The sequence below is a fragment of the Pseudomonas sp. NPDC089428 genome (genome assembly GCF_044749325.1).
Lineage (GTDB): Bacteria > Pseudomonadota > Gammaproteobacteria > Pseudomonadales > Pseudomonadaceae > Aquipseudomonas.
Genome location: NZ_JBIVHT010000008.1, coordinates 160803 through 180217, shown reverse-complemented (window position 1 = coordinate 180217; position 19415 = coordinate 160803). Strand labels below are relative to the sequence as shown.

17 protein-coding genes and 1 other RNA gene are annotated in these 19415 nt (G+C 63.7%); all 18 read right to left on the bottom strand.

What is annotated here, in order from left to right:
• Positions 1 to 27: 27 nt before the first annotated feature.
• A complete protein-coding gene (gene lpxC, locus ACIPZ5_RS17165) occupies positions 28 to 939 on the bottom strand; it encodes a UDP-3-O-acyl-N-acetylglucosamine deacetylase (RefSeq protein ID WP_060508542.1) in 912 nt (303 codons plus the stop codon).
• A gap of 114 nt (positions 940 to 1053) precedes the next feature.
• A complete protein-coding gene (gene ftsZ, locus ACIPZ5_RS17160; RefSeq protein WP_003260772.1) occupies positions 1054 to 2250 on the bottom strand; it encodes a cell division protein FtsZ in 1197 nt (398 codons plus the stop codon).
• Positions 2251 to 2305: 55 nt separating this feature from the next.
• Positions 2306 to 3568, bottom strand: a complete 1263-nt coding sequence (gene ftsA, locus ACIPZ5_RS17155) for a cell division protein FtsA (protein ID WP_027594020.1) — start codon at positions 3566 to 3568, stop codon at positions 2306 to 2308.
• A 14-nt stretch (positions 3569 to 3582) separates the two neighbouring features.
• The gene (locus ACIPZ5_RS17150) at positions 3583 to 4452 is read right to left on the bottom strand and encodes a cell division protein FtsQ/DivIB (protein ID WP_085675083.1); all 870 of its coding nucleotides are present in this window, start codon (positions 4450 to 4452) and stop codon (positions 3583 to 3585) included.
• Positions 4453 to 4457: 5 nt separating this feature from the next.
• Positions 4458 to 5414: a D-alanine--D-alanine ligase gene (locus ACIPZ5_RS17145; RefSeq protein WP_313713283.1), complete on the bottom strand. Its 957-nt coding sequence runs from the start codon at positions 5412 to 5414 to the stop codon at positions 4458 to 4460.
• Positions 5411 to 6859, bottom strand: coding sequence for a UDP-N-acetylmuramate--L-alanine ligase (gene murC / locus ACIPZ5_RS17140; protein ID WP_343597836.1), 1449 nt, complete (start codon positions 6857 to 6859; stop codon positions 5411 to 5413). The genes ACIPZ5_RS17145 and murC overlap by 4 nt, the downstream gene beginning before the upstream one ends.
• On the bottom strand, positions 6852 to 7931 hold the full coding sequence (gene murG / locus ACIPZ5_RS17135; RefSeq protein ID WP_261941467.1) for an undecaprenyldiphospho-muramoylpentapeptide beta-N-acetylglucosaminyltransferase: 1080 nt from the start codon (positions 7929 to 7931) through the stop codon (positions 6852 to 6854). The genes murC and murG overlap by 8 nt, the downstream gene beginning before the upstream one ends.
• Positions 7921 to 9135, bottom strand: a complete 1215-nt coding sequence (gene ftsW / locus ACIPZ5_RS17130) for a putative lipid II flippase FtsW (protein WP_400809772.1) — start codon at positions 9133 to 9135, stop codon at positions 7921 to 7923. Before ftsW ends, murG begins: the two co-directional genes overlap by 11 nt.
• Positions 9132 to 10478: a UDP-N-acetylmuramoyl-L-alanine--D-glutamate ligase gene (gene murD / locus ACIPZ5_RS17125; protein WP_261941468.1), complete on the bottom strand. Its 1347-nt coding sequence runs from the start codon at positions 10476 to 10478 to the stop codon at positions 9132 to 9134. The genes ftsW and murD overlap by 4 nt, the downstream gene beginning before the upstream one ends.
• 6 nt (positions 10479 to 10484) lie before the next feature.
• Complete coding sequence (gene mraY / locus ACIPZ5_RS17120; protein ID WP_079226637.1) at positions 10485 to 11567, bottom strand: phospho-N-acetylmuramoyl-pentapeptide-transferase; 1083 nt, start codon at positions 11565 to 11567, stop codon at positions 10485 to 10487.
• Positions 11567 to 12934 (bottom strand): UDP-N-acetylmuramoyl-tripeptide--D-alanyl-D-alanine ligase, encoded by a 1368-nt coding sequence (gene murF / locus ACIPZ5_RS17115; protein ID WP_400809771.1) that lies wholly within the window; start codon positions 12932 to 12934, stop codon positions 11567 to 11569. The genes mraY and murF overlap by 1 nt, the downstream gene beginning before the upstream one ends.
• Complete coding sequence (locus tag ACIPZ5_RS17110) at positions 12927 to 14417, bottom strand: UDP-N-acetylmuramoyl-L-alanyl-D-glutamate--2,6-diaminopimelate ligase (RefSeq protein WP_400809769.1); 1491 nt, start codon at positions 14415 to 14417, stop codon at positions 12927 to 12929. The genes murF and ACIPZ5_RS17110 overlap by 8 nt, the downstream gene beginning before the upstream one ends.
• On the bottom strand, positions 14414 to 16147 hold the full coding sequence (locus ACIPZ5_RS17105; protein ID WP_177408517.1) for a penicillin-binding protein 2: 1734 nt from the start codon (positions 16145 to 16147) through the stop codon (positions 14414 to 14416). The genes ACIPZ5_RS17110 and ACIPZ5_RS17105 overlap by 4 nt, the downstream gene beginning before the upstream one ends.
• Positions 16147 to 16440 carry a cell division protein FtsL gene (gene ftsL, locus ACIPZ5_RS17100; RefSeq protein ID WP_261941472.1) on the bottom strand — a complete coding sequence of 98 codons (294 nt, stop codon included), beginning with the start codon at positions 16438 to 16440 and terminating at the stop codon, positions 16147 to 16149. Before ftsL ends, ACIPZ5_RS17105 begins: the two co-directional genes overlap by 1 nt.
• Positions 16437 to 17384, bottom strand: coding sequence for a 16S rRNA (cytosine(1402)-N(4))-methyltransferase RsmH (rsmH, locus tag ACIPZ5_RS17095; protein WP_400809768.1), 948 nt, complete (start codon positions 17382 to 17384; stop codon positions 16437 to 16439). The genes ftsL and rsmH overlap by 4 nt, the downstream gene beginning before the upstream one ends.
• Positions 17381 to 17836, bottom strand: coding sequence for a division/cell wall cluster transcriptional repressor MraZ (gene mraZ, locus ACIPZ5_RS17090; RefSeq protein ID WP_011535546.1), 456 nt, complete (start codon positions 17834 to 17836; stop codon positions 17381 to 17383). Before mraZ ends, rsmH begins: the two co-directional genes overlap by 4 nt.
• 309 nt (positions 17837 to 18145) lie before the next feature.
• Positions 18146 to 18505: RNase P RNA component class A (rnpB, locus tag ACIPZ5_RS17085), an RNA gene on the bottom strand.
• A gap of 67 nt (positions 18506 to 18572) precedes the next feature.
• Complete coding sequence (rsmI, locus tag ACIPZ5_RS17080; RefSeq protein ID WP_313713292.1) at positions 18573 to 19415, bottom strand: 16S rRNA (cytidine(1402)-2'-O)-methyltransferase; 843 nt, start codon at positions 19413 to 19415, stop codon at positions 18573 to 18575.

Sequence of the window (19415 nt, the reverse complement as noted above, 5' to 3'; positions counted from 1 at the left end):
CCTCAATGAACTAGAGAGTGTTCGAACTTACACGGCCGCAACAGGGCGCATGTACGAGATCGGTGCCGTGCTGGCATCTTCGAAAGTGACCACTTCCCAGGCATCGGTTTCAGCAATGAGCTTGCGCAGCAGCTGGTTGTTCAGCGCGTGGCCGGACTTGTAGCCCTTGAACTCGCCGATCAGGCTGTTGCCCAGCAGGTAAAGGTCGCCAATGGCGTCGAGGATCTTGTGCTTGACGAATTCGTCATCGGAACGAAGGCCGTCTTCGTTGAGCACACCAGTCTCGTCGACCACGATGGCGTTCTCGACACTGCCACCCAGCGCAAGGTTGTGCTTGCGCAGGTACTCGATGTCACGCATGAAGCCGAAGGTACGGGCGCGGCTGACTTCCTTCACGAACGAGGTGCTGGAGAAGTCGACGACCGCACTCTGGGTCTGGCCCTTGAGGACCGGGTGATCGAAGTCGATCTCGAAGCTCACCTTGAACCCGTCGAATGGCAGGAAGGTGGCGCTCTTGTCGCCCTCCACCACTGTCACTTCGCGCAGGATGCGGATGAACTTCTTGGCTGCGTCCTGCTCTTCCAGGCCGGCAGACTGAATCAGGAATACGAAGGGACCGGCGCTGCCATCCATGATCGGCACTTCCGAGGCGGAGAGCTCGACGTAGGCGTTATCGATGCCCAGGCCCGCCATGGCGGAGAGCAGGTGCTCGACCGTATCGACCTTGACGTCACCGTTGACCAGCGTGGTGGACATGGTGGTCTCACCCACATTGGCCGCACGCGCCGGGATCTCGACCACAGGGTCAAGGTCGGCGCGACGGAAGACGATGCCGGTGTCGACAGGCGCAGGCTTGAGGGTCAGGTAGACCTTCTCCCCGGAGTGCAGGCCGACGCCCGTGGCACGGATGGTATTCTTCAGGGTGCGTTGTCTAATCATGGCATTGGCCGCTTCAGCGCAAATAATGCGAACAGGTATCAACAAAGGCTGGGGATGATAACAGACCCGGCCTTTGCTGAACACCAATCACCCTTATACCCCTGATAAATTCCATCAATCAGCCTGACGACGCAGGAAGGCTGGGATATCGAGGTAGTCCAGGTCATCCTGTGGGTTGAGTTTAGCTGCCGCAGCAGCCCCTGCGTGGGCCTGGTTGCGCATCACGGTCGGGCGCTCCAGATCACGGTAGTTGACGGCTGGCTGCTCCTGACGAACCGGCGCCGGGTTGGAAGCCTCGTACACCTGCTGAGCGGTCTGCAGGGTGTTGTCGACCACTTTCACCGGTTTCTCGATGCGCGCGCCCAGACCAGTGGCAACCACGGTCACGTGCAGTTCGTCGCGCATGTCAGGGTCGATCACGGTGCCCACCTTGACCATGGCATGGTCGGAGGCGAAGGCTTCGATGATGCTACCCACGTCGGAGTACTCACCCAGCGACAGGTCAGGACCTGCGGTGATGTTCACCAGGATGCCGCGGGCGCCCTGCAGGTTGACGTCTTCGAGCAGCGGGTTGCGGATCGCCGCTTCGGTGGCTTCGCGAGCACGGTTCGGGCCACTGGCGCAACCAGTACCCATCATCGCCATGCCCATTTCACCCATGACGGTGCGCACGTCGGCGAAGTCGACGTTGATCATGCCCGGGCGCTTGATGATGTCGGAGATACCGCGAACGGCACCGGCCAGTACATCGTCGGCCTTGGCAAAGGCGGACAGCAGGCTGGCATCCTTGCCCAGGATGGTCAGCAGCTTCTCGTTGGGGATGGTGATGAGCGAGTCGACGCTCTCAGCCAGCATGCGGATGCCTTCATCGGCGATCTGCATACGTTTGCGACCCTCGAACGGGAACGGACGGGTCACCACCGCAACGGTGAGGATGCCCATTTCCTTGGCCACTTCGGCGATGATCGGCGCCGCACCGGTACCGGTACCGCCACCCATGCCGGTGGTGATGAACACCATGTTGGTGCCCTGCAGCACCTCGGCGATGCGCTCACGGTCTTCCAGCGCGGCCTGACGGCCGACTTCCGGATTGGCACCGGCACCCAGGCCCTTGGTCACGCCGGTACCCAGTTGCAGGATGGTGCGTGCGCCAATGTTTTTCAGCGCCTGGGCATCGGTGTTGGCGCAGATGAACTCGACGCCTTCGATGCTGCTCTTCACCATGTGGTTGACGGCGTTGCCGCCGCCACCGCCGACGCCGATCACCTTGATGACCGGACTTTGCGGGACGTTGTCTACGAGCTCGAACATTTTCCCTCTCCTTACAGTTCTCTAGTTGTCGCGCCTACCACTACTGCTTTGAAACTTAGAAGTTGCCCTGGACCCAGCGCTTGAAGCGTTCAAGCACTGGAGCCTTCGGTTCATCGCCATAGCTGTTGCTGCTGCTGTTGCTGTTGCCGGTCAGGACCATGTCCTCGGACTGCTTGAGCAGGCCGTAGGTAAGCAAGCCCACGCCGGTGGAATAGATCGGGTTGCGCACCACGTCGCTCAGCCCCCGAACGCTGTGCGGTACGCCCAGGCGTACCGGCATGTGGAAGATTTCTTCGGCCAGTTCCACGGCGCCTTCCATCTTCGCGGTGCCGCCGGTGAGGACGATGCCGGCTGGCACCAGGTCCTCGTAGCCGCTGCGGCGCAGCTCAGCCTGGATCAGCGTGAAGAGCTCGTCATAACGTGGCTCCACCACCTCGGCCAGGGCCTGGCGCGACAGCTCGCGCGGTGGGCGGTCGCCCACGCTTGGCACCTTGATGGTCTCGCCGGCGCCGGCCAGTTTGGCCAGGGCGCAGGCGTAGCGAATCTTGATTTCTTCGGCGTACTGGGTCGGCGTACGCAGGGCCATGGCGATGTCGTTGGTAACCTGGTCGCCGGCAATCGGGATCACTGCGGTGTGGCGGATCGCGCCCTCGGTGAAGATGGCGATGTCGGTGGTACCACCACCAATGTCGACCAGGCACACGCCCAGCTCTTTCTCGTCATCGGTCAGCACCGAGTAGGCCGAGGCCAACTGCTCAAGGATGATGTCGTCGATTTCCAGACCACAGCGGCGTACGCACTTCTCGATGTTCTGCGCCGCGTTGACGGCGCAAGTGACCACGTGAACCTTGGCTTCCAGACGCACGCCGGACATGCCCAGCGGTTCGCGCACGCCTTCCTGGTTGTCGATCACGTAGTCCTGCGGCAGGGTGTGCAGCACGCGCTGGTCAGCCGGAATGGCCACGGCCTGGGCGGCGTCGAGCACGCGCTCGAGGTCGGCTACGCTGACCTCGCGATCGCGGATGGCGACGATACCGTGGGAGTTCAGGCTACGAATGTGGTTGCCGGCCACGCCGACGAACGCCGAGTGGATGCGGCAGCCGGCCATCAGCTGGGCTTCTTCCACTGCGCGCTGGATCGACTGCACGGTCGACTCGATGTTCACCACCACGCCTTTTTTCAGGCCGCGGGACGGATGGGTGCCGATGCCCACGATTTCGAGGGTGCCGTCTTCGCCCACTTCACCCACCAGCGCCACCACCTTGGAGGTGCCGATGTCCAGCCCGACGATCATTTTGCCGCTATGCGCGTTTGCCATGGTCCTGCCTCTCTCTAATTCTTCGCAACGGCGGGTTGGGCCGTCGTCGGTGCGTTCGGTTCCCGCCAGCCAACGGCAAGTCCGTTGGCGTAACGCAGATCAATGCGGGCGATATTGGTGATCTGCTCTTTGAGTGTCTTGTCGTAAATGGCAATGAAACGGCGCATCTTCTCCACCAGATGGTCGCGCCCCAACAGCAGTTCGATACCTGGCCCTGCGCTGCTCGCGCCGGTGGTCAGGAACCAGCTACCGCGCTCGCGCAGCTCCAGGCGAGCGATGGAAAAGCCCAGGGGGCGCAGCATCTGGCTCAATACCTGATACTGCTGCATGACTTGTTGCTGAGCGCGCTGCGGCCCGGCCAGCTGCGGCAGGTGCTCGTAGTTGGCCAGTTCGCGCGGGGTGAAGGCCTGGCCCTGGTTGTTGAGCAGGGCCTCGTCACCCCAGCGTGCCACCGGCAGCTGTTCTTCCAGGCGGATTACCACTTCATCCGGCCACACCCGGCGCACTTCGGCGTGGGCGATCCACGGCATCTGCTCGAGCTCGGCACGCATCGCCGTGAGGTCAACGCTGAAGAAGCTCGCCGCTACATACGGCGCAATGCGTTGCTGCACCGACTGCTGGCTGATGTAGCTGAGGTCGCCCTGCACGTCGATCTTGGTGATCGGCCGGTCGGCATACGGCATCAGGCGGATGGCGCCCTCATAGGCGCCGAAGCCTGCAGCCACCAGCACGATCGGCCACAGCAGGCGCTTGAGGCCGCCCAGGCTGGGCCGCGGCAGGCGCGCCGATACGGGCTCGTCGGCCACCAGTCGGCTGGCACCGCGCGGCACCGGCTTGCTGCGGCCGGTAACGGGTTGCTGCTGACGTATCATTGCGCCTTGCATGATGGTTAACCTCGCGTCGCCACGCTTTCGGCCAGGATCGCCAGCACCAGTTGCTGGAAGTCCAGGCCGGCCGCGCGGGCCGCCATGGGCACCAGGCTATGGTCAGTCATGCCGGGTGCGGTGTTGACTTCGAGCAGCCAGAACCGGCCCTGCTCGTCCTGCATCACGTCCAGCCGGCCCCAGCCTTCGATGCCAATGGCATCGCAGGCGCGCGCGGTCAGGTCGATCAGTTCCTGCTCCTTGGCACTGTCCAGGCCGCACGGGATGCGGTACTGGGTGTCATTGGCGATGTACTTGGCGTCGTAGTCGTAGAATACGTGCGGAGTGCCCAAGGCGATCGGCGGCAGCACCTGGCCACGCAGAACGGCGATGGTGAACTCCGGGCCGTGAATCCATTGCTCGACCAGGACTTGCGAATCGTAACGGGCGGCATCCTTCCAGGCGGCGACCAGCTCTTCCACGCTGTTCACCTTGGCCATGCCGATGCTGGAACCTTCATGGGCCGGTTTGACGATCAACGGGAAGCCCAGTTCCGTACCGGCGGCAACACAATCGTGTTCGCTGGCCAGCACCGCGTGGCGCGGGGTCGGAATACCCAGGCTCTGCCACACCTGCTTGGTGCGCAGTTTGTCCATGGCCAGCGCCGAAGCGAGGATACCGCTGCCGGTGTAGGGGATGCCCAGGCATTCGAGCAGGCCCTGCATGCTGCCGTCTTCACCGCCACGGCCGTGGAGGATGATGAAGGCACGGTCGATCTTCTCGCTCTGCAGACGCGCCAGCAGGTCGTCACCGACATCAATGCCGACCACGTCGACACCGGCAGTGGTCAGTGCGTCGATCACCGCAGCACCGGACTTCAGCGACACTTCACGCTCGGCGCTCTTGCCGCCGTACAGCACGGCCACGCGGCCGAATGCATTCACATCCAGAGTCGAGTGCAGTTGTTCGTAAGCGCTGGTCATTTCGACTTCTCCTGCTTGGCGCCAGCGAACAGCGGGCTTTTCATCAGTTGCGGGGCCAGGCCGCCGACGTCACCGGCACCCTGGCAGATCAGGATGTCGCCAGCGCGCAGCAGCGGCTTGACCAGCGGCGCCAGCTCGGCACCACGTTCGATGTAGATCGGGTCCAGCTTGCCGCGCTGGCGGATGCTGTGGCACAGCTGACGGCTGTCGGCACCAGGGATCGGCTCCTCGCCGGCCGGGTACACCTCCATCAGCAGCAGCACGTTGGCATCGCCCAACACCTGGACGAAATCGTCGTACAGGTCGCGGGTACGGCTATAGCGGTGCGGCTGGTAGACGATCACCAGGCGGCGGCTTGGCCAGCCACCGCGCACGGCCTTGATCACCGCGGCCACTTCGGTCGGGTGGTGACCGTAGTCGTCGACCAGCATCACGCTGCCGCCTTCGACTGGCAGTTCGCCGTAAACCTGGAAGCGTCGGCCAACGCCCTGGAAACCGGACAGGCCTTGGACGATGGCTTCGTCGCTGATGCCTTCGTCAGTGGCGATGGCGATGGTGGCCAAGGCGTTTAGCACGTTGTGGTTGCCGGGCATGTTCACCGACACCTCAAGCGGCTCGCAGTCGCGGCGCAGCACGGTGAAGTGGGTCTGCATGCCTTGCTGGCGCACATTGATGGCGCGGATGTCGGCCTCTTCGCTGAAACCGTAGGTGACGGTCGGGCGCTTGACCTGCGGCAGGATCTCGCGCACGACAGGGTCGTCCAGGCACATCACGGCCAGGCCGTAGAACGGCAGGTTGTGCAGGAACTCGACGAAGGTCTTCTTCAGCTTGTTGAAGTCGCCTTCGTAGGTCGCCATGTGGTCGGCGTCGATGTTGGTGACCACGGCAACCATCGGCTGCAGGTGCAGGAAGCTGGCATCGCTTTCGTCAGCTTCGGCAATCAGGTAACGGCTGGTGCCCAGCTGCGCGTTGGTGCCGGCAGCGGTCAGTCGGCCACCAATGACGAAGGTCGGATCCAGGCCACCGGCGGCGAACACCGAAGCCAGCAGGCTGGTGGTGGTGGTCTTGCCGTGGGTACCGGCAACCGCCACGCCATGGCGGTAGCGCATCAGCTCGGCGAGCATCTCGGCACGCGGCACCACCGGGATACGACGCTCAAGGGCAGTGGCGACTTCCGGGTTGGCCGGGTTGATCGCGCTGGACACCACCAGCACATCGGCATTGGCAGCGTTCTCGGCACGGTGGCCAACGAAGATTTCGGCGCCGAACGACTCCAGGCGCTCGGTAACCGGCGACGCCTTGAGGTCGGAACCGGACACCTGGTAGCCCAGGTTCAGCAGCACTTCAGCGATACCGCACATGCCCACGCCGCCGATACCGACGAAATGGATACGGTTGATGCGGCCCATCTTCGGCTGGGGCATGGCTTTCTGGCTCTCAACCATGGGCCACCTCCAGGCAGATATCGACCACGGTGCTGGTTGCAGCAGGTTTGGCCAGGCGCCGTGCGGTGCCTGCCATGGTGTTGAGTTTCTCGGGTTGCATCAGCACCTCGTTCAGGCGTTCAGCGAGTTGCGCTGCGCCAGTTGTCGCTTGTGGCATGAGGAAGGCAGCGCCTTCCCGGGCCAGATATTGGGCATTGTGGGTCTGGTGGTCGTCGATCGCGTGGGGCAAGGGCACCAGCATCGAGGGCAGGCCCGCCGCCGCGAGCTCGCTGACGGTCAGGGCACCGGCCCGGCAGACCACGATATCGGCCCAGCCATAGGCATGGGCCATGTCCTTGATGAACGGTTCGACCTGGGCCTCTACACCCGCCTCGCGGTAACGCTCGGCAGTGGCCGGCGCGTGGTGCTTGCCGGCCTGGTGAAACACCTCTGGGCGCAGGTTCGCCGGCACTTCGGACAGGGCCTTAGGCAACAATTTGTTCAATGGTTCCGCACCCAGGCTGCCACCCATCACCAGCAGGCGCGCGCGGCGCTCGGCCAGGGGCGCCCGCTGGGCATCCATGAATAGCTCCGGACGCACCGGGTTGCCGGTGGTACGCAGCTTGTCGCTGGCATCGAAGGTCGCCGGGAAGGCTTCGCAGACACGCGCAGCCAGCGGCAGCAGCAGCCGGTTGGTGGTGCCGGCGCGGGCGTTCTGCTCGTGGATCACCAACGGCACGCCGCACAGCCGTGCGGCAACGCCGCCCGGGCCGGTTACATAGCCGCCGAAGCCAACCACGCACACAGGCTTGAGCTCGCGCACGATACGGCGTGCCTGGAGCACCGCCTTGACCAGGGTGAACGGAGCCTTGAGCAACGAGAGCTTGCCCTTGCCGCGCAGGCCGCTGACCTGGATCAGGTGCAAGGGCAGACCAGCTTGCGGCACCAGCTCGTTCTCGATACCGCGCGGGGTGCCCAGCCAGTGCACGGTATAACCGCGCGCCTGGAATTCACGGGCACAGGCCAGGGCCGGGAACACGTGCCCCCCAGTACCACCGGCCATGATCAGTACGTTCTTGCCGTCAGCGGCCATGATTGGTCTCCTCGGCAAAATCGCTCTCTTTGAATTCGTGCTCCTCGCTGCCCAGGTGCGTGCGGCTCTCCCATTCGATGCGCAGCAACAGCCCCACACAGGCACAGCAGATCACCAGCGATGAACCGCCGTAGCTGAGGAACGGCAAGGTCAGCCCCTTGGTCGGCAGCAGGCCGACGTTCACGCCGATGTTGATCAGGAACTGGCCGATCCACAGGAACGACAGGCCGAATGCCATGTAGGCAGCGAAGAACTGCTTGGCCTTCTCCGCCCACAGGCCGATGTACAAGGCGCGGATGGTGACGAACACGAACAGCGCGATGGTTACCAGCGAACCGACCACGCCCAGCTCTTCGGCCAGCACCGAGAACACGAAGTCGGTGTGCGCTTCGGGCAGGTAGAACTGCTTCTGCACGCTGTTGCCCAGCCCCACGCCCAGCCACTCGCCACGGCCAAAGGCGATCAACGCCTGGGTCAGCTGGTAGCCGGAGCCGAACTGGTCGGACCACGGGTCGGTGAAGGTAATCAGACGGGCCATCCGGTAAGGCTGCGCCTGCACCAGCACGAACACCGCGACCACCGCCAGCACCACCATCAGGCTGAAGCGGAACAGCCCCACCCCGCCGAGGAACAGCATGGCGGCAGCGGCCCCCATCATTACCACGGTGGCGCCGAAGTCCGGCTCCATCAGCAGCAGGGCGGCCATCGGCAACAGCACGATGAACGGCTTGAAGAAGCCCATCCAGGTTTCGCGCACCTCGGTCTGCCGACGAACCAGGTAACCGGCCAGGTAGATGACCACGAAGACCTTGGCGATTTCCGAAGGCTGGACGTTGAAGAAGCTGAAGCCGATCCAGCGCATCGAACCGTTCACTTCGCGGCCGATCCCCGGCACCAGCACCAGCACCAGCAGGCCGAAGGCACCGATCAGCATCATGAAGCCCATGCGCTGCCAGGTGGCGATCGGCACCATCATGGTTGCGCCACAGGCGACCAGGCCTAGGAACACGTACACCAGGTGGCGGAACATGTGATACAGCGGGTTGCCGGACTGCACCGCGGCCACTTCCGAGGATGCCGAGGTGATCATCACCAGGCCCAGGCCGAGCAGCGCCAGGCAACCGGCCAGCATGGCGAAGTCGAGGTCGATGCCACGGCCACTGATCAGCGGCGACGGGTACGGCTTGAGGATGCCGAAGATCATGCCAGCCCTCCCGCCGCCTGGGCGAACAGCCGCCCGCGTTCTTCAAAGTTCTTGAACATGTCGAGGCTGGCGCAGGCCGGCGACAGCAGCACCGCATCGCCCGCCACGGCCAGCTCGGCGCATCGCTGCACGGCGTCGTCCAGGGTCTTGACCCGTACCAGCGGCACGTCATCGCCCAGGGCCTCGGCCAGGCGTTCGGCATCACGGCCGAGCAGCACCACGGCGCGGCAGAAGCGTTTGACCGGCTCGCGCAGGGCAGCGAAATCGGCGCCCTTGCCGTCGCCACCAGCGATCAGCACCAGCTTGCCGTCGATGTCCGCCCCCAGGCCTTCGATCGCCGCCAGTGCGGCGCCGACGTTGGTGGCCTTGGAATCGTCGTACCAGTTGACGGCGTTGCGCTCACGGATCCACTGGCAGCGATGCGCCAGGCCCTTGAACTCACGCAGTGCTTCGAGCATCGGCGCGAACGGCAGGCCGGCGGCATGGCCGAGGGCCAGGGCCGCCAGGGCGTTGCTCTGGTTGTGGGCACCACGAATCTTCAGCTCACGCACCGGCATCAGCGTCTGGAATTCGTACGCCAGGTACTTCTCACCGTCGACTTCACGCAGGCCGAAAGCCTTGAAGTCCGGCTGGTTGAGGCCAAAGGTGAAGCACGGGCGACCTTCCACCGGCAATGGCCGGCTCAAGGCATCCTGGCGGTTGACCACCACCTGGCGGGCACCGCGGAAGATCCGGTGCTTGGCCAGGTGGTAGGCCGGCAGGCCGCTGTAGCGGTCCATGTGGTCTTCGCTGATATTCAGCACGGTGGCGACTTCGGCGTTGAGCTGGTCGGTGGTTTCCAACTGGAAGCTGGACAGCTCCAGCACATACAGCTCGACGTCGTCGCTCAGCAGATCCAGCGCCGGGGTGCCCAGGTTGCCACCCACGGCCACACGCTTGCCGGCCTTGGCGGCCATTTCGCCTACCAAGGTGGTGACGGTGCTTTTCGCGTTGGAGCCGCTGATCGCCACGATCGGTGCCTTGGCATGGCGGGCGAACAGTTCGATGTCACCGGACAGTTGCACGCCACGCGCCGCCGCCTGCTGCAGGGCCGGAGTGGCCAGGGCCAGGCCAGGGCTCACGTACAGTTCGTTGGCGCGGCACAGGAAGTCCACGTCCAGCTCGCCACAGCGCACTTCCACCTGCGGGTAATCACGGCGCAGGGTTTCCAGTTCCGGCGGTTGCTCGCGGGTGTCGGCGACCGCAAAGGCAATGCCCCGGTTCGCCAGGAAGCGAACCAGGGACATGCCGCTCTTGCCGAGGCCGACAACGATGCGGAATTGGTCGGAAGCGATCAATGACACGCTTTTCTACCTCAGTTTCAGGGTTGCCAGGCCGATCAGTACCAGAATCACAGTGATGATCCAGAAGCGGACGATCACGCGTGGCTCAGGCCAGCCCTTGAGTTCAAAGTGGTGGTGAATCGGCGCCATGCGGAACACGCGCTTGCCGGTGAGCTTGAACGAGGCGACCTGGATCACCACCGACAGGGTTTCCATCACGAAGATGCCGCCCATGATGAACAGCACGATTTCCTGGCGCACGATCACGGCGATGGTGCCCAGGGCGGCGCCCAGCGCCAGCGCGCCGACGTCACCCATGAACACCTGGGCCGGATAGGTGTTGAACCACAGGAAGCCCAGGCCGGCACCGATCAGCGCGCCGCAGAACACGATCAGCTCGCCCGAGCCCGGCACGTAAGGGATCAGCAGGTATTCGGCGAACTTCACGTTACCCGACAGGTAGCAGAAGATACCCAGCGCACCGCCGACCATCACGGTTGGCATGATCGCCAGGCCATCGAGGCCGTCAGTCAGGTTGACCGCGTTACTGGAGCCGACGATGACGAAATAGGTCAGGACGACGAAGCCGATACCCAGCGGGATGGTGACGTCCTTGAGGAACGGCACGATCAGGGTGGTTTCGACGCTGGTTGGTGCGGTCATGTACAGGAACACGGCAGCGCCCAGGCCGAACACCGACTGCCAGAAGTACTTCCAGCGGCTCGGCAGGCCCCGCGAGTTCTTTTCGATCACCTTGCGGTAGTCGTCGACCCAGCCGATGGCCCCGAACAGCAGGGTGACGATCAGCACGGTCCAGACGTAGCGGTTGGACAGGTCGGCCCACAGCAGTGTGCTGACGCCGATGGCAGACAGGATCAGTGCGCCACCCATGGTCGGGGTGCCGGACTTGGACAGGTGCGATTGCGGGCCGTCGTTACGCACGGCCTGACCAATCTGGCGAATCTGCAGGGTACGGATCATCCACGGCCCCAGCCACAGCGCCAGCGACAACGCGGTCAGCACACCAAGAATCCCGCGCAGGGACAGGTACTGGAAGACCGCGAAGCCCTTGTGGAACTGTTGCAGATACTCGGCCAACAGCAGCAGCATTAATGTTTCTCCCCGCTGGCACCGCACAGTGCAGCCACGACGTTTTCCATCGCAGCGCTGCGCGAGCCCTTGATCAAGATAGTGGTGTCGCTGGCAGTCTCGCCGCGAACGGCGTCGATCAGCTCAGCTTGAGTAGCGAAATGACGGCCATTGGCGCCGAACGCCTTGACCGCATGAATCATGTTGGAACCCGTTGCATACACGGCGTCAACCTTGCCACGTGCGTAGTCACCCACCTGCCGGTGGCCTTCTTCCGCCCACTGGCCCAGTTCGCCGATATCTCCAAGCACCAGAACGGTGCGCCCGGAAAAGCCGGCGAGTATATCAATGGCCGCACACATGGAGGTGGGATTTGCGTTGTAGCTGTCGTCGATAACCCGCACACCACTCGGGGCGATTTGCGCCACGGTGCGGCCCTTGACCGGCTGCACGGCGTTAAGGCCGGCGGCGATGCCACTCAGGCTCAGACCAACGGCATGGGCAGCGGCGGCAGCGGCCAGGGCGTTGCTGACGTTGTGGGTGCCCAGCAGGCTCAGTTGCACCGGCACACTGCCATCAGGGCCGTGCAGGGTGAACGATGGGCAGCCACGGGCATCACGGCCAATGTCACTGGCATGGAAGTCGGCCTGCGGGTTGTCCAGGGCAAAGCTGAAGATGCGGTGGTTGCCAGCGCGCTTGCGCCAGATCTCGAACGCCTTGTCGGCCAGGTTGAGGATGGCGGTGCCGCCCTCGCCCAGGCCTTCGAGGATCTCGCCCTTGGCTTCGACGATCTTCTCCGGGCCTCCGAACTCACCAACATGGGCGGTGCCGGCGTTATTGATGATCACCACCTGTGGCCGGGTGAGGCCGACGGTGTAGCGGATCTCGCCGATGCGCGAGGCACCCAGCTCGATCACCGCAGCGCTGTGCTCCGGGGCGATTTCCAGCAAGGTCAGCGGAGCACCGAGGTCATTGTTCAGGTTGCCGCGGGTGGCATGCACCAGGCCACGGGTGCGCAGGATGCTGGCAAGCATCTCCTTGACCGTGGTCTTGCCGCTGGAACCGGTGATGGCGACCACTGGCTTGTCGAAGGCGGCGCGGTTCAGCGCACCCAGCTGGCCAAGCGCGACGCGGCAGTCGGCGACCAGCAGTTGCGGCAGATCGACATCGGCGATTTCACGCTCGACCAGCGCAGCGACGGCACCCTTGGCCTTCACGTCGGCGAGGTAGTCATGGCCATCGAAGCGCGGCCCGGTCAGCGCAACGAACAACTGACCGGCGGTGACGCTGCGGCTGTCGATGCTGACCCCGCTGAAGCTGGCGTCGGCGTTGACCAGGCGCGCATTCAAGGCGCCGGTCAGTTGGCTGAGGGTCATGGGCTTAAGCATGTGGAGCCTCCCAGGCTGCAAGTGCCTTGTCGGCTTCGATCAGGTCGGAGAAGGCATGGCGCTCGCCATGGATCTCCTGGTAGTCCTCGTGCCCCTTGCCGGCCAGGACGATCACGTCGTCAGCCGCTGCGGTGGCGATCAGGTGGGCAATGGCCTCGCCGCGGCCAGCGACGAACTCGACGTCGCCAGGCTTGGCGAAACCGGGGCGAATGTCGTCGAAGATACGCAGCGGGTCTTCGGTACGCGGGTTGTCATCGGTAACCAGCACGCGGTCGGCCAGGCGCTCGGCCACTTGGGCCATCAGCGGGCGCTTGCCGCGATCGCGGTCGCCACCGCAGCCGAACAGGCACAGCAGCTTGCCGTGGGCATGTGGGCGCAGGGCTTCGAGGACTTTTTCCAGCGCATCGGGGGTATGGGCGTAATCGACCACCACCAGCGGCTTGGCACCACCACCCAGGCGCTGCATGCGGCCGACCGGGCCCTCCAGCTGCGGGGTGACCTTGAGAATCTCGTCCAGCGAGTAATCCAGCGCCAGCAGCGTGGCCACGGCCGCGAGCATGTTGCTCAGGTTGAAGCGGCCCAGCAGCTGGCTGCGCAGGATGCGTTCGCCCTGGGCAGTGACCAGTGTGGCGCGCACGCCATCATCATCGAAATGCGCTTCGCGGCAGAACAGCGAAGCGTCCGGGTTTTCCAGGCTGTAGCTGAGCAGCCGGGTCTCGATATGGTCGACACTCGGGCGGCGGGCAAAATCGTCGGCCAGGCGACGACCGAAGTCATCATCCAGGTTGACCACCTGGCAACGCAGGCTCGGCCAGGCAAACAGCTTGGCCTTGGCGGCCTCGTAGGCCTCCATGCTGCCGTGATAATCCAGATGGTCGCGGGACAGGTTGGTCATGACCGCGATGTCGAATTCCAGCGCAGCGACTCGGCCCTGCTCCAGGGCGTGGGAGGAAACCTCCATGGCCACGGCCTTGGCGCCACCTTTCTTGAGGTCGTTCAGGGTCGACTGCACGGCAATCGGGTCAGGCGTGGTCAGTCGGCCGCTCTGCAGCTCGCCATAGAAGCCGGTGCCCAGGGTACCAATCAGGCCACAGCGCTGGCCCAGCTCATCGAGCGCCTGAGCCACCAGTTGCGTAACGCTGGTCTTGCCGTTGGTGCCGGTGACGCCCACCAGGTTCAGCTGGCGGCTCGGCTCGCCGTAGAAGCGCCCGGCAATCTGCGACAGCTGGCCTATCAGCCCCTTCACTGGAATCAGCGGCACATCGGTGATCGGCAGCACGGTGACGCCATGCTCTTCATAAGCCACGGCCGCAGCGCCACGCGACAGCGCATCGGCAATGTGCTCACGGCCATCAACCTTGGCACCGGGCACAGCCAGGAACAGGTCGCCCTGACGCACCTGACGGCTGTCCAGGGTCAGTTCACGGATCAGCGGATCACGGCTGGCATGGGCGAACAGCTTGCTCAAAGGCATCGTCATCATCCACGCCCTCCCTTGGCGGGTACTGCACTGGCCTGCTGCGGGTCACTCGGCGGCGGCAGGTTGTCTGGCGGCACATTCATCAGGCGCAGGGTGCCCGACATGACCTTGCTGAATACGGGGGCCGATACCAGGCCGCCGAAGTAGCCACCCTTGCCCGGCTCGTCGATGACCACGACGATGGCGTAGCGCGGATCGCTCATCGGGCCGAAGCCGGCAAACAGCGAACGGTAGGCGTTTTCGGTGTAACCCTTGGAGCCCACAGTAGCCTTACGTGCGGTACCGGACTTGCCGGCCACGTGGTAGAACGGCACCTGGGCTCGGAACACGCCGCGCGGCGCTTCGATCACCTGCTGCAGCATGCCCTGGATGGTTTCGGCGGTTTCCTTCGGAATGGCCTGCACCGCTTCTGGCGCCTTGTCGACCTTGAGGATCGACAGCGGCACCATCTTGCCGTCGTTGGCCAGCGCCGCGTAGGCGTGCACCAACTGCAGGGCGGTGACCGACACACCGTAGCCGTAGGACAGGGTCGCGGTTTCAGCCTTGCGCCACTCGCGGTGGTTGGGCAGGTTGCCGACGCGCTCGCCCGGGAAACCAAGGCCGGTGTACTGGCCCAGGCCGACCTGGGACATCACCCGGTAAATGGCTTCGCCGCCAATGTCGAAGGCGATCTTGCTCATGCCGACGTTGGAGGAGTTGATCAGGATGCCGGTCAGGTCGAGGATCGGGCCCTCGCTCTTGGACACGTCCTTGATGGTGTAGCGGCCGATCTGCAGGCTGCCCGGATACACTTCGACCTTGTCGGTCGGCTTCCAGCGGCCACTCTGCAGCGCCGCACTCATCGAGATCGGCTTCACCGTCGAGCCCGGTTCGAACACGTCGATGATCGCCCGGTTACGCATGGCGGCCGGGAACATGCTACGGCGGTTGTTAGGGTTGTAGGTCGGCTGGTTGACCATGGCCAGGACTTCACCGGTCTTGACGTCCATGATCACCAGGCTGCCGGCCTTGGCGTCCTGCTCGGCAATGGCGTTGCGCAGTTCACGGGTGGCCAGGTATTGCAGGCGCAGGTCGATCGACAACGCCAAGGTCTTGCCGGCCTTGGCGTTCTTGGTGACCTGGATATCCTTGATCAACCGGCCACGCCGGTCCTTGATCACCTGCCGCTTGCCGGGCACGCCGGCCAACCATTCATCGTAGGCCAGCTCCACACCTTCGCGACCGTGGTCGTCGAGGTCGGTGAAGCCGACCATGTGCGCGGTCACGTCACCGGCCGGATAGAAACGGCGGAACTCTTCCAGGCCGTACACGCCTGGCACTTTCAGGTCGAGCACGTGCTGGCCCTGCTCCGGGGTCAGGCCGCGGACCAGGTAGATGAATTCTTTGTTGGCTTGCTGAGTCAGGCGCTCGGTCAGCTGCTGGGCGTTCTGCCCAAGGGCAGCGGCCAGCTGCGGCCAGCGGTCCTTGGCCACCTGCATTTCCTTGGGGTTGGCCCACAAGGTGGTGACTGGGGTACTGACGGCCAGCGGCTCGCCGTTGCGGTCGGTGATCAGGCCACGGTGCGCGGGAATCGGAATGTGACGCAGGCTGCGGGCATCGCCCTGGCCCTTGAGGAAGTCACGGTCGACAACCTGCAGGTCGATGATGCGCCAGCAGATCGCGCCGACCATCAGCGCCAGCAAACCGATCACCACCCGGAAGCGCCAGGGGTAGAGTGCGCCTTCGAGCTTCATCATGGCGCCACCATCCGTACTTCGTCAGCCGCGGGCACGCGCATCTTCAGCTGTTCGGAGGCCAGGCTCTCGATGCGGCTGGAGGCGGTCCAGGTGCTTTGCTCAAGAATCAGCCGGCCCCACTCGGCCTGAGCCTTGTCACGCTCGTTCAACTCGCCATACAGGGTGTTGAGCAGCTGGCGATTCCAATGGGCGCTGTAAGACACGGCGATGGCCGAAACGAGCACTCCGACAAAAAGCAGAAGCATCAGGAAGCTTCCGCCTGGCAGAGGTTTGGCGAATAGCCGGCTCACCGAAGCTTCTCCGCCACGCGCATCACGGCGCTGCGCGACCGCGGGTTGGCTTTGAGTTCGGCTTCGGAAGCAAACTGGGCCTTGCCGATCAGCTTGATCTTCGGCTCGAAGACCTTGTGCTGTACCGGCAGGTTGCGTGGCAGGTTGTCGGCCTCGCCCTTGACCAGCTTGCGCATGAACAGTTTGACGATGCGGTCTTCCAGCGAGTGGAAGCTGATGACAGCCAGACGGCCACCCACTTCCAGGGCGTCGAGTGCAGCCTCAAGGCCAGTCTCGAGGTCGCCCAGCTCGTTGTTGACGTGGATGCGCAGGCCCTGGAAGGCGCGGGTCGCCGGGTTCTTGCCCTTTTCCCAGGCCGGGTTGGCGACCTTGAGCACCTCAGCCAGGTCGGCGGTACGGGTGAACGGCTGCTTCTCGCGGCGTTCGACCACGGCACGCGCCATGCGCCCGGCGAAGCGCTCTTCGCCGTACTCCTTGAAAACGCGGGCAATTTCTTCGACGGGAGCGGTGGCGATGAACTCGGCGGCGCTGATGCCCTGGTCCGGGTTCATGCGCATGTCCAGCGGGCCATCGTTGAGAAAACTGAAGCCGCGCTCGGGGTCATCCAACTGCGGCGAGGACACGCCCAGGTCAAGCAGGATGCCACTGACCTTGCCGTGTAGACCACGCTCGGCCACTTCTGCGCCCAACTCGGCAAAGCTGCGCTGCACAATGACAAAGCGGCCGTCTTCGGCCGCCAGCGCTTGCCCGGTGGCAATCGCTTGAGGATCTTTGTCGAAGCCCAGTAACCGCCCTTGCGGCCCGAGTTTGCTGAGGATAAGGCGGCTATGGCCGCCACGCCCGAAGGTGCCGTCCAGATAGCAACCGTCGGCGCGCAGGGCCAATGCCTCGACAGCTTCATCGAGCAGGACGGTGATGTGGTTGAAGCCGCTATCTATGGTCACAGGATCAGGTCACGCAAATCGTCGGGCATGGCGCCCGGTTGTTGAATAGCTGCAAGGTCGGCTGCCGAAACCGCGTTCCAGGCATCCTCATCCCACAGCTGGAATTTGTTCAGTTGCCCCACCAGCATCGCCTTCTTGTCCAGCTTGGCGTACTCACGCAGACGGGGCGGAACCAGGAAACGCCCACTGCCATCGAGCTCCAGGTCAACCGCATTACCGATCAGCAAACGCTGCAGGCGGCGGTTTTCCTCACGCAACGACGGCAAGGCACGCAACTTGGCTTCAATCTGTTCCCACTCATCGAGGGGATAAACACACAAGCAGGGGTCAACGGCGTCGATGGTCACGATCAGCTGACCATTGCAACGCGAATCGAGCTCGTCACGGTACCGGCTCGGCATTGCGAGACGGCCCTTGGCATCGAGGCTGACGGCGTTGGCTCCGCGGAACACGGCTGCGATTCCCCACAATGTTAGCTTTTTTGTGCCAGAAAACCCACTTCATCCCACTTTCTGCCACTTGCGCACACTATAGGAATCCGCCCGCTGCACCGTCAAGGCACGTTCATAAGGAAAACCCTTACAGGACCGAGATTTAGCGCATTAACGGAAGGAGGAAGGTGTACCGGAGGATGAAAAAAACGTGAAAAATCAAACCGACTCAAATGAATGCAGTTCGAAGTTAAAGTGATTTATTAAGAGTAAGATCTTTTTGGTATTACCAGAGCGCATCTGCTATCGATTCAAGCAGGAGGGGGGAAGGTGGAGAGTCGATCTGTAAGCCGGGTTTTGTCGAGGACAGTCATTCCTCTACGACGGCCATCACTGGACGCCTCTAGCAACCTACCCGGTTCCGACGCGGGCCACGCCTGATGGAACCCTATTTGGTCTTGCTCCGAGTGGGGTTTACCTAGCCACGAACTGTTGCCAGTCGTGCGGTGCGCTCTTACCGCACCTTTTCACCCTTACCGGCACCGAAGTGCTTAGGCGGTTATTTTCTGTGGCACTTTCCGTAGGCTCGCGCCTCCCAGGCGTTACCTGGCACTCTGCCCTATGGAGCCCGGACTTTCCTCCCCCATCTTTTGCGGAACAAAAGACGGCAGCGACTGTCCGATCGACTCTCCGCCGACAAGGTTAACGGCACGCGCGCCCAAGAACAAGCGATACCGTGAACTATGTCTAATTGCCACTACTGTGCTTTCTGCTTTTCCAAGGCCACCTGATAGAGCAGGTTCTTGCGCACACCGGTGATTTCCGCCGCCAATGCCGCCGCTCTTTTCAGCGGTAGCTCGGCCAGCAACAGATCCAGCACACGCTGTGCCTCGGCACTGATCGCCTCCTCGCCCTCAGGCGCACTCCACCCCCCAACCAGCACCACGCACTCACCCCGCTGCTGATTACTGTCGCTGGCGACGAAGGCGCGCAGCTCAGCCAACGGCAGGCCTTTGAGGGTCTCGAAGGTTTTGGTCAGCTCGCGCGCCAGCAACGCCGGGCGCTCACCCCCGAACACCTGCTCCATGTCCTCGAGGCATTCAAGAATGCGGTGCGGCGCCTCGTAGAAGATCAGCGTGCGCGGCTCCTCCTTGACTTGCTCCAGGCGCGCCCGACGACCGGCAGCCTTGGCCGGCAGGAAGCCTTCGAAGATAAAGCGGTCAGAAGGCAGGCCGGCAGCCGACAACGCAGCAATCAATGCGCAGGCGCCTGGCACTGGCACCACGCTGACGCCTGCAGCCCGGGCCTGGCGCACCAAGTGGTAGCCTGGGTCGGAAATCAGCGGTGTACCAGCATCGGACACCAGCGCCACATCCTCACCCGCCAGCAACTTGGTGATGAAGCGCCCGCCTTCGTCGCGCTCGTTGTGCTCATGGCAGGCCGCCAGCGGCGTATCGATGCCGAAGTGCTGCAGCAGACGAACCGAATGCCGGGTGTCCTCGGCGGCGATCAGGGCGACATCGGCCAGCACCTTGAGCGCCCGGGCGCTCATGTCGTCAAGGTTGCCGATGGGGGTCGCGACCACATAAAGCGTCCCCAT

Excerpts from the sequence above, each read along its gene's own strand:
- ACIPZ5_RS17145 (WP_313713283.1), bottom strand. The coding sequence starts at position 5,414 with ATGACCAGCGCTTACGAACAACTGCACTCGACTCTGGATGTGAATGCA.
- ftsZ (WP_003260772.1), bottom strand. The coding sequence starts at position 2,250 with ATGTTCGAGCTCGTAGACAACGTCCCGCAAAGTCCGGTCATCAAGGTG.
- ACIPZ5_RS17150 (WP_085675083.1), bottom strand. The coding sequence starts at position 4,452 with ATGCAAGGCGCAATGATACGTCAGCAGCAACCCGTTACCGGCCGCAGC.
- lpxC (WP_060508542.1), bottom strand. The coding sequence starts at position 939 with ATGATTAGACAACGCACCCTGAAGAATACCATCCGTGCCACGGGCGTC.
- murC (WP_343597836.1), bottom strand. The coding sequence starts at position 6,859 with ATGGTTGAGAGCCAGAAAGCCATGCCCCAGCCGAAGATGGGCCGCATC.
- ftsA (WP_027594020.1), bottom strand. The coding sequence starts at position 3,568 with ATGGCAAACGCGCATAGCGGCAAAATGATCGTCGGGCTGGACATCGGC.
- murF (WP_400809771.1), bottom strand. The coding sequence starts at position 12,934 with ATGCTTAAGCCCATGACCCTCAGCCAACTGACCGGCGCCTTGAATGCG.
- mraY (WP_079226637.1), bottom strand. The coding sequence starts at position 11,567 with ATGCTGCTGCTGTTGGCCGAGTATCTGCAACAGTTCCACAAGGGCTTC.
- rsmI (WP_313713292.1), bottom strand. The coding sequence starts at position 19,415 with ATGGGGACGCTTTATGTGGTCGCGACCCCCATCGGCAACCTTGACGAC.
- murG (WP_261941467.1), bottom strand. The coding sequence starts at position 7,931 with ATGGCCGCTGACGGCAAGAACGTACTGATCATGGCCGGTGGTACTGGG.
- ACIPZ5_RS17110 (WP_400809769.1), bottom strand. The coding sequence starts at position 14,417 with ATGATGACGATGCCTTTGAGCAAGCTGTTCGCCCATGCCAGCCGTGAT.
- ACIPZ5_RS17105 (WP_177408517.1), bottom strand. The coding sequence starts at position 16,147 with ATGAAGCTCGAAGGCGCACTCTACCCCTGGCGCTTCCGGGTGGTGATC.
- ftsW (WP_400809772.1), bottom strand. The coding sequence starts at position 9,135 with ATGATCTTCGGCATCCTCAAGCCGTACCCGTCGCCGCTGATCAGTGGC.